The organism is Pyruvatibacter mobilis, assembly GCF_012848855.1.
Classification (GTDB): domain Bacteria; phylum Pseudomonadota; class Alphaproteobacteria; order CGMCC-115125; family CGMCC-115125; genus Pyruvatibacter; species Pyruvatibacter mobilis.
In genome coordinates this window covers 2,194,531-2,209,082 of record NZ_CP051630.1, presented here as the reverse complement: position 1 = coordinate 2,209,082, position 14,552 = coordinate 2,194,531, and the positions used below count along the sequence as shown (strand labels likewise).

The 14,552-nt window shown below is 64.4% G+C and carries 15 protein-coding genes; 10 read left to right on the top strand and 5 right to left on the bottom strand.

Features of this window, described 5'->3' with window-relative positions:
* Positions 1–46: 46 nt before the first annotated feature.
* Complete coding sequence (ubiA, locus tag HG718_RS10290) at positions 47–1,042, bottom strand: 4-hydroxybenzoate octaprenyltransferase (RefSeq protein WP_244617754.1); 996 nt, start codon at positions 1,040–1,042, stop codon at positions 47–49.
* Positions 1,043–1,088: 46 nt separating this feature from the next.
* Between ubiA and HG718_RS10285 the strand changes: the two genes are divergently transcribed.
* A complete protein-coding gene (locus HG718_RS10285) occupies positions 1,089–1,850 on the top strand; it encodes a 16S rRNA (uracil(1498)-N(3))-methyltransferase (protein WP_160588349.1) in 762 nt (253 codons plus the stop codon).
* A 160-nt stretch (positions 1,851–2,010) separates the two neighbouring features.
* Positions 2,011–3,408 (top strand): glutamate--cysteine ligase, encoded by a 1,398-nt coding sequence (locus tag HG718_RS10280; protein ID WP_160588347.1) that lies wholly within the window; start codon positions 2,011–2,013, stop codon positions 3,406–3,408.
* A gap of 24 nt (positions 3,409–3,432) precedes the next feature.
* Here the strand turns inward: HG718_RS10280 and HG718_RS10275 are convergent, their stop codons facing one another.
* The 4 genes from HG718_RS10275 to HG718_RS10260 all read right to left on the bottom strand — a co-directional run bounded on the left by HG718_RS10275 (position 3,433) and on the right by HG718_RS10260 (position 7,542).
* Positions 3,433–4,815 carry a SulP family inorganic anion transporter gene (locus tag HG718_RS10275; RefSeq protein WP_205345692.1) on the bottom strand — a complete coding sequence of 461 codons (1,383 nt, stop codon included), beginning with the start codon at positions 4,813–4,815 and terminating at the stop codon, positions 3,433–3,435.
* Positions 4,760–5,356, bottom strand: coding sequence for a hypothetical protein (locus tag HG718_RS10270; RefSeq protein WP_160588345.1), 597 nt, complete (start codon positions 5,354–5,356; stop codon positions 4,760–4,762). Before HG718_RS10270 ends, HG718_RS10275 begins: the two co-directional genes overlap by 56 nt.
* A gap of 208 nt (positions 5,357–5,564) precedes the next feature.
* Positions 5,565–6,998 (bottom strand): metalloprotease TldD, encoded by a 1,434-nt coding sequence (tldD, locus tag HG718_RS10265; RefSeq protein WP_160588343.1) that lies wholly within the window; start codon positions 6,996–6,998, stop codon positions 5,565–5,567.
* Between the two features lie 76 nt (positions 6,999–7,074).
* Positions 7,075–7,542, bottom strand: coding sequence for a hypothetical protein (locus HG718_RS10260; RefSeq protein ID WP_160588341.1), 468 nt, complete (start codon positions 7,540–7,542; stop codon positions 7,075–7,077).
* Between the two features lie 443 nt (positions 7,543–7,985).
* Between HG718_RS10260 and coxB the strand changes: the two genes are divergently transcribed.
* The 8 genes from coxB to HG718_RS10220 all read left to right on the top strand — a co-directional run bounded on the left by coxB (position 7,986) and on the right by HG718_RS10220 (position 14,440).
* Positions 7,986–8,852, top strand: coding sequence for a cytochrome c oxidase subunit II (coxB, locus tag HG718_RS10255; RefSeq protein ID WP_188658415.1), 867 nt, complete (start codon positions 7,986–7,988; stop codon positions 8,850–8,852).
* A 59-nt stretch (positions 8,853–8,911) separates the two neighbouring features.
* Positions 8,912–10,525, top strand: a complete 1,614-nt coding sequence (ctaD, locus tag HG718_RS10250) for a cytochrome c oxidase subunit I (RefSeq protein ID WP_027840767.1) — start codon at positions 8,912–8,914, stop codon at positions 10,523–10,525.
* Between the two features lie 108 nt (positions 10,526–10,633).
* Complete coding sequence (locus HG718_RS10245; RefSeq protein ID WP_027840768.1) at positions 10,634–11,542, top strand: heme o synthase; 909 nt, start codon at positions 10,634–10,636, stop codon at positions 11,540–11,542.
* A 13-nt stretch (positions 11,543–11,555) separates the two neighbouring features.
* Positions 11,556–11,729, top strand: coding sequence for a hypothetical protein (locus HG718_RS10240; protein WP_170080203.1), 174 nt, complete (start codon positions 11,556–11,558; stop codon positions 11,727–11,729).
* A 15-nt stretch (positions 11,730–11,744) separates the two neighbouring features.
* Entirely contained in the window at positions 11,745–12,356 is a 612-nt protein-coding gene (locus HG718_RS10235) for a cytochrome c oxidase assembly protein (protein ID WP_205345691.1), read from the top strand.
* 84 nt (positions 12,357–12,440) lie between these two features.
* The gene (locus tag HG718_RS10230; protein WP_160588337.1) at positions 12,441–13,292 is read left to right on the top strand and encodes a cytochrome c oxidase subunit 3; all 852 of its coding nucleotides are present in this window, start codon (positions 12,441–12,443) and stop codon (positions 13,290–13,292) included.
* Between the two features lie 22 nt (positions 13,293–13,314).
* On the top strand, positions 13,315–13,713 hold the full coding sequence (locus HG718_RS10225; protein WP_244617753.1) for a DUF983 domain-containing protein: 399 nt from the start codon (positions 13,315–13,317) through the stop codon (positions 13,711–13,713).
* 4 nt (positions 13,714–13,717) lie between these two features.
* Positions 13,718–14,440 (top strand): SURF1 family protein, encoded by a 723-nt coding sequence (locus HG718_RS10220; RefSeq protein WP_160588332.1) that lies wholly within the window; start codon positions 13,718–13,720, stop codon positions 14,438–14,440.
* The last annotated feature ends 112 nt before the right edge of the window (positions 14,441–14,552 follow it).

Sequence of the window (14,552 nt, the reverse complement as noted above, 5' to 3'; positions counted from 1 at the left end):
ATACGGGCGGCGGTTCCAGCCGGATCATCGGCAGTCCAGCGTCTGTTCAGACACTGGACCCCAACGTGCCCGCCAGCAGGGCCGCAAAGATGATCGCCCCGAAATCCCGGTTCGACTTGAACGCGGCCAGGCATTCATCCGGCGTATCGAGATTCGTGTCCCGAACCTGGCGCATCAGGTGGAAGGCGCTGATCAGCAACCCGGCGAAATAGACCCAGCCGATCCCGGCGAAGATGCCAGCCAGCGCCAGAAAGAGCAGCGTGGCGCCGTAGAAGCCCCACAGCCACGCCTTGGTATGGCCGCCGAGCCGCAGGGCGGTGGATTTGACGCCGATGAGCGCGTCATCTTCCTTGTCCTGATGCGCATAGATCGTGTCATAGCCCAGCGTCCAGGCAATGCCCGCGAGATAGAGGCAGAGCGCAGCCCAGGACAAGGCGCCCGTGACCGCCGCCCAGCCCATCAGGGCGCCCCAGTTGATCGCAAGGCCGAGGAATATCTGCGGCCACCAGGTAAAGCGCTTGGCGAAGGGATAGATCGCCACGAGCGCCAGCGACCCCACACCGAGCCCGATCGCCGCCCAGGTGAGCTGGATCAGCACAAGGAAGCCGATGGCGAGCAGGCTCGCCAGGAAAACCAGCGCCGCCGTCACGCTCACCTGCCCGGACGGGATTGGCCGGCTGGCGGTGCGCGCCACCCGGGCGTCAAACTCGCGGTCGGTGATGTCATTCCAGACGCAGCCGGCCCCGCGCATCACGAAGGCACCGGTGAGAAACAGCACAAGTAGATAAAGGATCGGCAGGTGCAGCACATACTGCCCGGTCTGCGGGGCCGCCAGTGTGATCGACCAGGCGCACGGCCAGAACAGAAGCCACGTCCCCACCGGCCTGTCGGCGCGCATCAGCCGCAGATAGGGGCGAATGGCGCGCGGCGCGTAGAGGTCCACCCAGTTGTCCGGGGCGGCATCGGCCACCTGCTGGTCACCGGCGGGGGGCATGTCCTTGCCATCGCCGGAGGAGAGGTCAGGGTCTGGTTCTTGCGGCATGTTCATGCGTCCCGTGATACTGGGGGACATCATGTCGAGCAATACAATGTCCAGAAATCGCGCAAATCTGATCCGTCTTTTCGTCGAGGTGCCCCTCGCGGCGGAGACACAGGTCGAGCTGCCCGCCGAGCAGGCCCATTACGTGGCCAATGTGATGCGCCGCAAGCCGGGGGATGAGGCGCTGGCCTTCAACGGCCGGGACGGCGAGTGGCTGATCCGCTTCGATGAGATCGGCAAGAAGCGCGCGACCGCGAGCCCGGTCGAACGCACCCGCGCCCAGACCACCGGCTGCGACCTGCATCTGCTGTTCGCGCCCCTGAAGCGCGCCCGCATCGACTACATGGCCCAGAAAGCAACAGAGATGGGCGCATCCCTCCTGCGCCCCGTCGTCACCCGCCGCACCCAGGCCGAGCGGGTGAAAGTCGATCGCCTGCGCGCCAACGCGGTGGAGGCGGCCGAACAATGCAACCTCCTCTTTGTGCCCGACGTCGAGGAACCCCAGAAACTCGAGACCCTGCTGTCGCGCTGGCCCGGTGACCGGCAGATATTGTTCTGCGATGAAGTGCTGCCCGATGAGGGCCACAGGGCCCCGGCAGCCTATCTGGCCGGGCTGGCGGACGACGTAAAAACCGCCCCCTGGGCCATCCTGATCGGCCCGGAAGGCGGGTTTGATGCCGCCGAACGCAAGCTGCTGCATGCCCTAGACTGCGCCCACCCGGTCCCCCTGGGGCCGCGCATCATGCGCGCGGACACGGCCGCTGTGGCCGCCATGGCGCTGTGGCAGTCCGTGTTGGGAGACTGGCGCTAGGGCAGGCGCTCAAAAGCCCCTGATTTGTGATCGGCCATATGACTTGTGTGGATTTGTCCAAGCCCTTACATGACCACAAGCCCAGTTTCCGGCACCTGCTGCGGGCCAGAGGATGAGAAGGCCGCGCGAACGGCCCTTTGCGTAAGAAGGAATGCCAGGAATGTCGGCACCTCCCACCACAAACGCGGATGCCCGCCCGGTCGAAAGCCGCGATGAACTTGTCGCCTTCCTGGAATCCGGCTCCAAGCCGAAATCCGACTGGCGGATCGGCACCGAGCACGAAAAGTTCGGCTACCGCATCGGTGATTTCTCCCCCATGCCCTACGACAACACGCCGGGCGAAACCGGTGCGACCGTAAAGGCCATGCTGGAGGGCATGCAGCGCTTCGGCTGGGAACCGGCCTATGAAGGCGACAATGTCATAGCGCTGCTCGGCAATGAGAAGACCCGCGGCGGCTCCATCACCCTGGAACCGGGCGGCCAGTTTGAACTGTCCGGCGCACCACTTGAGACCCTGCACCAGACCTGTGACGAGGTGCACACCCACCTGGCCCAGGTGGCAGAAATTGCCGGCGAGATTGATGCGGGCTTCATCGGGCTCGGTTTCGCCCCGCGCCGCACGCTGGAAGACACCCCGGTGATGCCGAAGGGCCGCTACAAGATCATGCGCGCCTATATGTCCAAGGTGGGCACCCGCGGGCTCGACATGATGTTCCGCACCGCCACCGTGCAGGTGAACCTGGATTTCGGCTCTGAAGCCGACATGATCGAGAAATACCGCATCGCCCTGGCGCTGCAGCCGCTCGCCACCGCCATCTTCGCCAATTCGCCCTTCAAGGAAGGCAAGCCCAACGGCTTGCTCTCCAACCGCGCTCATGTGTGGCTCGATACCGACCGCGACCGCACCGGCATGCTGCCCTTTGCCTTCGAGGACGGGTTCGGGTTTGAGCAGTACACGGATTATGCACTCGATGTGCCCATGTACTTCGTCTATCGCGGTGGCGATTACGTGGATGTCTCGGGCCAGTCCTTCCGCGACTTCATGGAAGGCCGGCTGAAGGGGCTGGAGGGCGAGCGCCCGACACTGGATGACTGGGAAAGCCATCTCACTACGATCTTCCCCGAAGCCCGCCTCAAGCGCTTCATTGAAATGCGCGGGGCCGACGGCGGCCCGTGGCGCCGCCTCTGCGCGCTGCCGGCTTTCTGGGTGGGCCTGCTGTACGATGATGCGGCGCAGAAGGCTGCCTGGGATCTCATCAAGGACTGGACGGCCGAGGAGCGCGAAGCATTGCACCAGGCCGTGCCCGCGCAGGCGCTTAACACCCCGTTCCGCGACGGCACGCTGCTGGACATCGCCCGCGACGCGCTGGCCATCGCCCAGGACGGGCTCAAGGCGCGCGCCCGGACCGATTCCATCGGCGCCGATGAACGCGGCTTCCTCGCTGCCATCGAAGCAACCCTTGCCGAGGGCCGCACGCCGGCGGAAGAACTGCTGGAGAATTACAACGGCAAATGGGCCGGCAATCTTGATCGGCTGTTCGAGGATTACTCCTACTAGGGGACCGGAGCGGGAGCCCTCCGGTCAGCGTTCCGGCGGCGTCCAGTCGTCCGGCGGGGTCTGCCGGGTGCGCAGGCGCAGGAGCAGGCCCGCACACACCCCGACGCCGATGGCCACCGTGAGGTCCACCAGCACTGTCAGCAGCATGGTCATTACCAGAAGCGCTCGGTCGGCTGCGGGCAGGCGCGCATACGCGCCCCAGCGATGCGGCTCCGCCATGTTCCACGCGGTGAACAGCAGCACGGCAGCCAGCACCGGCATGGCCAGATAGCCTGCCAGCGGTGCAGCCAGCATCATGATGGCGAGTACGGCCAGCGCATGAATAAGGCCCGCGACGGGCGTCCGCCCTCCTGCCTTCACATTGGTGGCGGTGCGGGCAATGGCACCGGTGGCCGGCAGGCCGCCGAACAGGGCAGAGGCGACATTGGCCGTGCCCTGCGCCAGCAGCTCGGCATTAGGGCGGTGGCTGCCGCCGATCATCCGGTCCGCGACCATGGCCGACAGAAGGGATTCGACGCCGGCCAGAAAAGCGATGATGAGCGCAGATGGCAGGAGTTCCTGAAGCCGCGCCATGCTGACGTCCGGCAAGTGCGGCATTGGGAGGCTGCTTGGCAGGTCGCCGAAGCGGCTGGAGATGGTGTCGACGGGAAGGCCCAGCAGCAGGGCAGCGACAGAGCCGCCGATCACCGCCACGATGAGGCCGGGAAAGCGCGGGGCCAGACGCCGCAGTGCCACCATGGCTGCAAGGCTCGCAATGCCGACCGCCAGTGCCCCCAGCTGTGCTGTCTCCCGCGCGGCCCACAAGGCCTGCGTCTTCTCCAGCGCGTCCGCCGGGAGGTCGGCAATGGTGAGGCCAAACAGATCGGCCAGCTGGCTGAGCGCGATGACAAGCGCGATGCCGATGGTGAAGCCGTTCACCACAGCTTCCGGCACGAATGTGATGAAGCGGCCCAGCCTGAAATAGCCGGCAACCAGCAGGATGATCCCGGCCATCAGGGTCGCCAGCACCAGCCCGTCATAGCCATGCTCGGCGATCACCGCGAAAACGACAACGATGAACGCGCCGGTCGGCCCGCCGATCTGAACCCGGCTGCCGCCCACAAGGGAAATGAAGAACCCGCCGACAATGGCCGTGACCAGCCCCTGGGCGGGGCTCGCGCCCGACGCGATGGCAATGGCGATGCTCAGCGGCAGCGCGACCATGGCCACGGTGAGCCCGGCCACAAGATCCGCCCGAAACAGAGGCCAGCCATAATCCTTCAGGGTGGTGACGATCTTCGGTGTGCGCATGAGGCGAAGATTTAGGCTGCTGGTTTTCTCATGCGCAAGCGGCGAAACGGCGCAGGCGCGTTCAGTCACCGCCACCGCCGCCGTCATCCCCACCGTCGCCACTTCCGCTGCCGTCACCGGAAATGTCGCGAATGTCGATGCCGGTCAGAACGGTCACCTCGAGAGCCTGGCCGAAGCTGTCCGGCAGGCTGCTTCCCGCAGGCGGGGTAAGGCCCACATAAAAGGGCAGGGTGAATTGCGGTGTCCTGTGCACCAGTTCAACCGTGTGCAGGTGCGGCTGATCCGGCCGGGACATGAAATAGGCGCGGTGCTGAACGCCCTGGAAGTCAGACAAGGGCAGGGTTGTCCGCCGGGTACGCAGGCGCGACTTGAGCCGCAGGTCCACCTGGTCGCCTTCAAACCGCATCCGCAGGCGACGGCCGGTGAGCAGCCAGCCCGACACGATCGCCGGCAGGCCGAGCAACAGCAACACGACGCCTGCAAAATACTGCCAGTCGCCCGGCATGAGCCCCGCAAGTGACGGGATGAAGCCTATGATCAGAAGAACAATGCCCAGCCCGGTGAAGATGAGCCCGCGGATGAGGGTGCGCAGGACGCGCCTGTAGGACGGCCGCACGGTGACGGCGAAGGCCGGTCCGCCGAGCTTGCCCCGCGGCACGATCTCGCCGCGCGGTGTGAGCAGAGAAATGGGTATGAACGGCCGCGGCGGCGCTCGCCGGACCTCCTGCCTGCTTGTCGCGACCATGCCGTGTCCCCCAACCAGCAATTGCCTGCGGGGAAACTATGGCGCGCGGGCAGTCACGCCGCAAACCAACCTATTGCGACGGCGGAATGACAGGCGGTGTGCTTGGGAAGCCAGGATGGCTTTACGCCGCCGTGCCGCCGACGGTGAGTTTTTCCAGATGCAGGGTCGGCTGGCCGACGCCCACGGGCACGCCCTGGCCACCCTTGCCGCAGGTGCCGATGCCGGTGTCGAGCTTCATGTCATTGCCGATTGCCTTGACGCGGGTAAGCGCGTCCGGGCCGTTGCCGATCAGCGTTGCGCCCTTGATCGGCGCGGTCACCTTGCCGACCTCGATGAGATAGGCCTCGGTGCAGGAGAACACGAACTTGCCATTGGTGATGTCCACCTGCCCGCCGCCGAAATTGGTGGCGTAGATGCCTTTCTTGACGCCGGACAGAATTTCACCCGGCTCCTTGTCGCCCGCCAGCATGTAGGTATTGGTCATGCGCGGCATGGGCTGGTGGGCAAAGCTCTCGCGGCGCCCATTGCCCGTCGCGGCCACACCCATCAGGCGCGCATTCAGCCGGTCCTGCATGAAGCCTTTGAGGATGCCGTCCTCAATCAGCACCGTGCGCGAGGTCGGCGTGCCTTCATCGTCCACGGTCAGCGAGCCGCGCCGGTCGGTCAGCGTGCCGTCATCCACCACGGTGACACCGGGTGATGCCACCCGTTCGCCCAGAAGCCCCGCGAAGGCTGACTGCCCCTTGCGGTTGAAATCACCCTCAAGGCCGTGGCCGATCGCTTCATGCAGCAGGATGCCCGGCCAGCCCGGTCCCAGCACCACGTCCATTTCACCGGCAGGTGCAGGCACCGCCTCAAGATTGACCAGTGCCTGGCGCAGGGCTTCGTCCACGGCACCCTGCCAGCTTTCCTGGGTGATAAAGCGCGTATAGCTCTCGCGACCGCCGGTGCCGAAGGAGCCGGTCTCCTGCCGGTCGCCGTCCCCGGCCACCACGCTCACATTCATCCGCACGAGGGGCCGGATGTCGCGCACAAGCTGACCATCGGCCCGCAGGATCATCACTGCCTGCCACTCGCCGGACAGCGAGGCAGAGACCTGCCGCACCCGGCTGTCCTTGGCGCGGGCATAGGCGTCGATTTCCTGCAGCAGCTTCACCTTCTCCTCGAAGGTCGGCCCGCCCAGCGGATTGTCGTCGCCATAAAGATGCGCATTGGTGGGGACGGGGCCTGCCGCCATCTGGCCGGAATGCCCATGCTTGACGGCCTGAACCGCATCCGCTGCCCGCTTGAGGGCCGCTTCGGACAGGTCGGACGCATGCGCATAGCCCGTGGCCTCACCGGCCACACAGCGCAGGCCGAAGCCCTGACCCGTATCAAAGCTTGCCGTCTTCAGCCGACCGTCGTCGAAGGCCAGCGCTTCGGACTGGGTGTATTCGAGAAACAGCTCGCCATCATCCGCGCCCGACAGCGTGTCCGCCACGATCCGGGTCAGCCGGTCGGGGTCCAGCCCGGCGCGGGTGAAAAAGAGATCATCGGGCGTCGGCGTATCGGCCATGGGACGGTCTTTCGCGTTAGAAAAAGAAGTGCGGGCGTAACTGCGTGTCAGGTACGCCTGAGCCCTAGAGATAGGCTTAGTTGCCGCGTCTGTCACCGGGCCGGGTCTCATCCAGCAGCGCCTTGACGCCTGGCCCGCGCGGCCCCGGGTCATTGGCCACGAGTTCCTCGATCGGCACCAGCCGGCCCGGCATGCCGGACAGGTCACACGGCACATGCGCGGCCGAGACCCGGTACATCGGCCACTGGGTGACCCGCAGGGCTTTCAGATCGACCAGAAACACGCCATTGATTCGGCCAAACCAGTCATCCCATTGCTGGAAGGTCCAGTTTTCCCACCCCTTCGGCGGTGCGGCGGTGATGTCCGCCACAGATTGCGGATGTGCCGCGCAGAAGCCCACAGCCGAGCGGCCCGGATCGCGCGGGTCGAGATAGGGCGCGGCCATTTCGATGAGCGCAGGGGCTGAACCGCCGTCCTCGGCGATGTGCAGCCCGGCGGAAATCTTCCGCCCGTAATGGAAATGGATAAGCGCTTCGTCCCGCATGGCCGTCCTTCTCTTTGGTGGTGTCCGCAGCCCTCATGAGGCGGCGGACCCCGTAAGCCTATAGAAAAGCAAGATAGACCGCCAATTCCGGCAGGCGAGAGGGCAGGAGACAGGGCAGGACACGCGGCATCCGCTGCTCGGATGCCGTAGCGATAACAAATCACCAGACCCGTCGGTGCGGAGTGGCAGCGGAACTGTCAACTCCGCACAGCGCATTGATTTGGGTCAAAGTGTCGCAAAACTGAGGCGCCGGGTCGCCCCGGCCATTTGCCACGCTATACTTCCGCACTGAGGGACAGGGGAAGATTCGGCCTGGGCGTATGTGACGCAGCTTTTGTTTGCGTCATTGGCGCGACGTGCTAGTTGTCCGCCCCTGCACTGACCGGCACCCGTGCGACCAAGGGTGCCGACGCATCAAGAATTACGATCCGGGGATGCTGACCATGGCCGAGAGCCTGTCCAAGAATTTGCCAAAGATTTGCATGGCGCTTGCCTTCCTGGCGGCGATGTTTGTCGCCAGCGCGGCGGGTGCCGCCCAGCCGGAACCCTGGCAGATGGGCTTCCAGCCCGCTTCCTCCCCGGTGATGGAAGACATCAACGAGTTCCACAACATGCTGCTGGTGATCATCACCACCATCACGCTGCTGGTTCTGGCGCTGCTGCTCTACTGCATGATCCGCTTCAACGCGCGGTCGAACCCGGTGCCCTCCAAGACCTCTCACAACACGCTGATCGAGGTCATCTGGACGGTGGCGCCGGTGCTGATCCTCGTGGTCATCGCCATCCCGTCCTTCCGCCTTCTCTATTTCCAGGCAGACCTCCCGGAAACCGAGTTGACGATCAAGGCCACCGGTTACCAGTGGTACTGGGGCTACTCCTACCCGGATCACGGCGATTTCGAGTTCTTTGCCAACATGGTGGAAGATGCTGACCTGAAGCCGGGCCAGCCGCGCCTTCTGGCCACCGATACCCAGGTCGTGGTGCCGGTCGACACCAATGTGCGCCTGATCGTGACGGCCGCCGACGTGATCCACAACTGGGCGATGCCGGCCTTCGGCGTGAAGATGGACGGCGTCCCGGGCCGCCTGAACGAGACCTGGTTCCGCGCCAGTGAGACCGGCATTTATTACGGCCAGTGCTCCGAGCTGTGCGGCATCCGCCATGCTTTCATGCCCATCGAGGTGCATGTGCTGGAGCAGGAAGACTTCGACGCCTGGGTGCAGAGCGCCCAGGACGAGTACGCTCTCAACGGCGAGGTTCCCCCGTCGCCGCTGGCACAGCAGACGCAACTGGCCGACGCGCGGAACTAGGGCGCGCGTGAGCCGAACCGACACCAGATAAAGACAAGCTCTCTTAGAGGACGAAACCGATGGCGAGCGACGCAACTCACACCAGCGCCCACGGGGACCACGAGGATCACCCCACCGGTTGGCGGCGGTATGCCTATTCCACCAACCACAAGGACATCGGCACGATGTACCTGATCTTCGCCATTATCTCTGGCGTGATCGGTGGCCTGATGTCCGTGGCCATCCGTGCGGAACTGCAGTTCCCCGGTGACGGCTTCCTGGGTGGCGACTACCACTTCTACAACGTGCTGGTGACGGCCCACGGCCTCATCATGATCTTCTTCATGGTGATGCCCGCCATGATCGGCGGCTTCGGCAACTGGTTCGTGCCGCTGATGATCGGCGCGCCGGACATGGCCTTCCCGCGTATGAACAACATCTCGTTTTGGCTCCTGCCGGCAGCCCTTGGTCTGCTCGTGCTGTCGCTGTTCGTGCCCGGCCCGGGCGGCGGCAACGGTGTGGGCGGTGGCTGGACGATCTATCCGCCGCTGTCGACCTCCGGCCAGCCTGGCCCGGCCATGGATTTCGCCATCCTTGCCCTTCACGTGGCGGGTGCGTCCTCCATCCTTGGTGCGATCAACTTCATCACCACGATCTTCAACATGCGCGCGCCGGGCATGACCCTGCACAAGATGCCGCTCTTCGTGTGGTCCGTGCTCATCACCGCGTTCCTGCTGCTGCTGTCGCTGCCGGTTCTGGCTGGTGCCATCACCATGCTGCTGACCGACCGTAACTTTGGCACGACCTTCTTCGATCCCGCAGGTGGCGGTGACCCGATCCTGTTCCAGCACCTGTTCTGGTTCTTCGGCCACCCCGAGGTGTACATCCTCATCCTGCCGGGCTTCGGTATGATCTCCCACATCATCTCCACCTTCTCCAAGAAGCCGGTCTTCGGCTATCTCGGCATGGCCTACGCCATGGTGGCGATTGGCGGCGTCGGCTTCATCGTGTGGGCGCACCACATGTATACCGTCGGCCTTGATGTGGACACGCAGGCCTACTTCGTGTTCGCCACGATGGTGATCGCGGTGCCGACCGGCGTGAAGATCTTCTCCTGGATCGCCACGATGTGGGGCGGCTCCATCGAGTTCAAGACGCCCATGCTGTGGGCCATCGGCTTCATCTTCCTGTTCACCGTCGGCGGTGTGACGGGCGTGGTGCTGGCCAATGCCGGCGTCGACCGCTCCCTGCACGACACCTATTACGTGGTGGCGCACTTCCACTACGTGCTGTCGCTGGGTGCTGTCTTCGCCATCTTCGCCGGCTGGTACTACTGGTTCGGCAAGATGTTCGGTGTTCAGTACTCCGAGTTCTGGGGCAAGCTGCACTTCTGGGTGACGTTCATCGGCGTGAACCTCATCTTCTTCCCGCAGCACTTCCTCGGCCTTGCGGGCATGCCGCGCCGCTACGTGGACTATCCGGACGCCTATGCCGGCTGGAACTACATCTCTTCGATCGGTTCCTACATCTCGGCCTTCGCTGTCCTGATCTTCCTCTACGGCGTTCTGGAAGCCTTCATGCGCAAGCGCCCGGTTGGCGACAATTACTGGGGTGAGGGTGCGACGACCCTCGAATGGACCCTGTCCTCGCCGCCCCCGTTCCACCAGTTCTCCACGCTGCCGCGTATCAAGTAGGCAGCCCGAGACAACGCTAGGGATGACACGCTAGAGATGAGCGACATCACGGTTTCATCCGCAGGCGGAGGCCCCGACCGGGCCTCCGTTTCTGCTTCCCGCCCGGACATGGCGGGATATCTGGATGCCGACATCGCGGATTATTTCGCGCTGCTGAAACCGCGCGTGATGTCGCTTGTCGTCTTCACCGGCCTGGTGGGCATGCTCATCGCGCCCGGTGATATCCACCCGCTCACCGCCATCACCGCCCTGCTCTGCATTGCGGTGGGGGCGGGCGCATCGGGCGCTCTCAACATGTGGTGGGACGCTGATATCGATGCCGTGATGGACCGGACTGCCAAGCGGCCGATCCCCAAGGGGATCGTCTCGGCGCAATCCGCGGCCGCTTTCGGGGCCACGCTGTCCGCGGCCTCCGTGTTCGTGATGGCGGCACTGGTGGACTATCTCGCCGCCGGCCTGCTGGCCTTCACCATCTTCTTTTATGTCGTCGTCTATACGATGTGGCTGAAGCGCGCGACGCCGCAGAACATCGTCATCGGCGGTCTCTCCGGTGCCTTGCCGCCGGCCATCGGCTGGGCTGCCGTTACCGGCGGTCTTGCGGTTGAGCCGCTGGTGCTCGTCGCCATCATCTTTATGTGGACACCGCCGCATTTCTGGGCGCTGGCGCTTGTGCGCAACGATGATTACAGCCGCGCCGGTGTGCCGATGATGCCGGTTGTCGCCGGCGGTGATTCCACGCGCACGCAGATCCTTGTCTATTCGCTGGCGCTTGTGCCGCTCGGGGTTTCGCCGCTGCTGCTCGGCTTCGGCGGTCCCCTTTTCGCGCTGATGTCCGTGGGCCTCGGAGCAGGCTTCCTGTGGCTGGCCGTCCAGGTGTGGCGCAAGCGTGAGGGCGATGAGGCCCGCTCTGCAGCCATGCGCCTGTTCGGCTTCTCCATCTTCTATCTTTTTGCGCTTTTCGCCTCGCTTTTGATCGAGCGCATGGCGGGTCTCGCGCCTGTTGCTGCATGGGTCTAGGATCACGCGAAGTATGAGTGACGAGCACCAGACAGAGCTGAATGCGGTGACCCTGACGCCGGAGCAGAAAAAGAAACTGCGCCGCCGCAACATCGCCGTGGCCATTTCACTGTTTGTCCTGGTGGGACTTTTCTTCGCAATGACACTCGTGCGGCTCGGCGGTAACGTCGCAGACCGGACCTATTAGCGAAGGCCTTGAGACATGACCGCATCAACCATGAACTCCCCCGTCCAGAAGCGCGAAAAGCAGATCGTGCTCGCCTGCGCCCTCATTGTGGGCGGCATGGTGGGCATGGCCTATGCGGCGGTGCCCCTTTACGACCTGTTCTGCCGGGTCACCGGCTATGGCGGCACGACGCAGGCATCGGCTGAGTTTTCCGACGTGATTCTCGACCGCGTGGTGACGGTACGCTTTGACGCCAACACCAACCGGGCGCTGAACTGGCAGTTCAAGCCGCAGCAGGTGTCCACCGACATCAATGTGGGCGCTGACGGCCTGGCCTTCTATTCGGCCGAGAACCTGTCCGATCGCCCCATCGTCGGCACCGCGACCTACAATGTCACGCCGCAGAAGGCCGGCGTCTATTTCGCCAAGGTGGATTGCTTCTGCTTTACCGAGCAGCTGCTGATGCCGGGCGAGAAGATCGACATGCCCGTTTCCTTCTTCGTTGATCCGGCCATCGCCGATGATCCGCAGATGGATGACGTCACCACCATCACGCTTTCCTATACGTTCTATGAGAAAGCGAACCCAACCATCAGCATTCCCGAAACGGCCTCGGTCACCCAGGCTGCAGCCGCCAACGGAAGCTGATATAGCTAACGACAAGCATGGGGCGGCGCGCTATAAGCGCACCGCTTCAATGCATTGAAAAAGAGAAGAGACCCGGGGGCATTCATGGCCGACGCACACGCCAAGAATCACGATTATCATCTGGTTGACCCGAGCCCGTGGCCGTTCGTCGGCTCCGTGAGCGCTTTTGTCATGATGCTGGGCGCCGTTGTGGCCATGAAGCCGGGCACCTTCGGCATGGAAGGCTCCTGGCTGTTCTTCATTGGCCTCGCCATGACCCTGTACACCATGCTCGGCTGGTGGCGTGACGTCGTGAAGGAAGCCGAACACCAGGGCCATCACACCCCGGTCGTGCAGCTGCATCACCGCTACGGCATGGTGCTGTTCATCGCCTCTGAGGTCATGTTCTTCGTGGCCTGGTTCTGGGCCTATTTCGACGCCAGCCTGTTCACCGGTGAAGTGGCTCAGTATGCCCGCGTTGAAGCCACCGGCGGCGTGTGGCCTCCGGTCGGCATCGAGACCTTTGACCCGTTCCACCTGCCGCTGATGAACACCCTTATCCTGCTGACCTCCGGCACCACCGTGACCTGGGCCCACCACGCCCTGCAGCAGGGTGACCGCAACGGTCTCAAGTGGGGCCTGATCCTCACTGTGGCGCTTGGCGTGCTGTTCTCGCTCCTGCAGGCCTACGAATACAGCCACGCGGCCTTCGGCTTCTCCGGCAACATCTACGGCGCCACCTTCTACATGGCCACCGGCTTCCACGGCTTCCACGTGATTGTGGGCACCATCTTCCTCGCCGTGTGCCTGCTGCGCGCCTATGCAGGCCACTTCACGGCGCAGCATCATTTCGGCTTTGAAGCCGCTGCCTGGTACTGGCACTTCGTGGACGTGGTGTGGCTGTTCCTGTTCGCCGCCATCTATGTGTGGGGCGCGGGCACACCGGCAGCCCACTAAGCCATCCACGCCGGGGGACACCTTGGCTGAGTTTGAACGTGATGACAGCGCTCCCGTGGTTTCGCCCTTCGTGGCGGGGCTGCGGGGGCGCTGTCCGCGTTGCGGGCAGGGAAAGCTGTTCGACGGCTTCCTCACCGTGGCGCCCGAATGCCCCGCCTGCCATCTCGATTACACCAAGGTCGATGCAGGGGACGGGCCGGCGGTCTTCATCATCCTGATCGCGGGCTTCCTGATTGTCGGCCTGGCTCTGTTCGTCGAGCTGACCTATCAGCCGCCCTATTGGCTGCATGCGCTGATTTTCCTGCCGCTGGGCATCGGTGTGCCTGTCGGTCTGCTGCGCCCCTTCAAGGGCGTGTTGATCGCGCTTCAATTCCACAACCGCGCCCGCGAGGGCCGCCAGCATCCGACGACCGAAGGCTGAGCCCATGACCTTCCGCCCCATGCTGTGGCCGACCCTGCTGGGCGCCGTGGCCCTTGTCATTCTCATCGGCCTCGGCAACTGGCAGATGGACCGTCTTGCCTGGAAGGAAGGCCTGCTGGCCCGCATAGAGGCGGGCCTTGCGGCCGACCCCCAACCCCTGCCGCCGCGTGACGCCTGGGCAAACCTTGATCAGGAGGCCTTCACCTACACTCCCGTCACCGTGACCGGCACGTTCGACCATGCGCGCGAGGTGCATGCCTACATCACTTCCATAGACGGGGAGGCGGGCTATCACGTCATCACCCCTCTGGCCCTTGAGGGTGGCGGCCACGTGCTTGTGGACAGGGGGTTCGTGCCGGTGAGCCGCAAGGCGGCCGCCACCCGCACCGAAGGGCAGATCGAAGGGCCGGTGGCTTTCACCGGCATCGCCATCACGCCGGAAGACGCCAATGCCTTCACGCCGGAACCCGACCTTGACGGCAATGTCTGGTATCACCGCCCGGTGGACCGCATCGCGCAGGAGCTCGGCATTGCCCCGGTCTTTCCCCTGATGATTGATGCAGGCCCGGCACCCGTGCCTGGCGGCTATCCGGTTGGGGGACAGACCCGGCTGGCCCTGAAGAACCCGCATCTGGGCTATGCCTTCACCTGGTACGGCCTTGCGGCCACGCTGGTCGGCGTCTGGCTGGCCTTTCACATCGCCCGCGGGCGCATCGGCCTGAAATAGGCCGGATCACCGGGCGCTTGCCCCGGCCCTTGCCCCGGCAAAGCCTCGCGGCCTATGGTGCGCCGCTTCATGCCCGGGGGCACGACTTCACGCCCCCTGGTGCATCAGGAAA

Bases quoted from the DNA above. Each gene is read 5' to 3' on its own strand.
- coxB (WP_188658415.1), top strand. From the start codon at position 7,986: ATGGCCGAGAGCCTGTCCAAGAATTTGCCAAAGATTTGCATGGCGCTT.
- HG718_RS10220 (WP_160588332.1), top strand. From the start codon at position 13,718: ATGACCTTCCGCCCCATGCTGTGGCCGACCCTGCTGGGCGCCGTGGCC.
- HG718_RS10285 (WP_160588349.1), top strand. From the start codon at position 1,089: ATGTCCAGAAATCGCGCAAATCTGATCCGTCTTTTCGTCGAGGTGCCC.
- HG718_RS10260 (WP_160588341.1), bottom strand. From the start codon at position 7,542: ATGCGGGACGAAGCGCTTATCCATTTCCATTACGGGCGGAAGATTTCC.
- HG718_RS10235 (WP_205345691.1), top strand. From the start codon at position 11,745: ATGACCGCATCAACCATGAACTCCCCCGTCCAGAAGCGCGAAAAGCAG.
- HG718_RS10280 (WP_160588347.1), top strand. From the start codon at position 2,011: ATGTCGGCACCTCCCACCACAAACGCGGATGCCCGCCCGGTCGAAAGC.
- HG718_RS10240 (WP_170080203.1), top strand. From the start codon at position 11,556: ATGAGTGACGAGCACCAGACAGAGCTGAATGCGGTGACCCTGACGCCG.
- tldD (WP_160588343.1), bottom strand. From the start codon at position 6,998: ATGGCCGATACGCCGACGCCCGATGATCTCTTTTTCACCCGCGCCGGG.
- ubiA (WP_244617754.1), bottom strand. From the start codon at position 1,042: ATGCCGCAAGAACCAGACCCTGACCTCTCCTCCGGCGATGGCAAGGAC.
- ctaD (WP_027840767.1), top strand. From the start codon at position 8,912: ATGGCGAGCGACGCAACTCACACCAGCGCCCACGGGGACCACGAGGAT.
- HG718_RS10245 (WP_027840768.1), top strand. From the start codon at position 10,634: ATGGCGGGATATCTGGATGCCGACATCGCGGATTATTTCGCGCTGCTG.
- HG718_RS10230 (WP_160588337.1), top strand. From the start codon at position 12,441: ATGGCCGACGCACACGCCAAGAATCACGATTATCATCTGGTTGACCCG.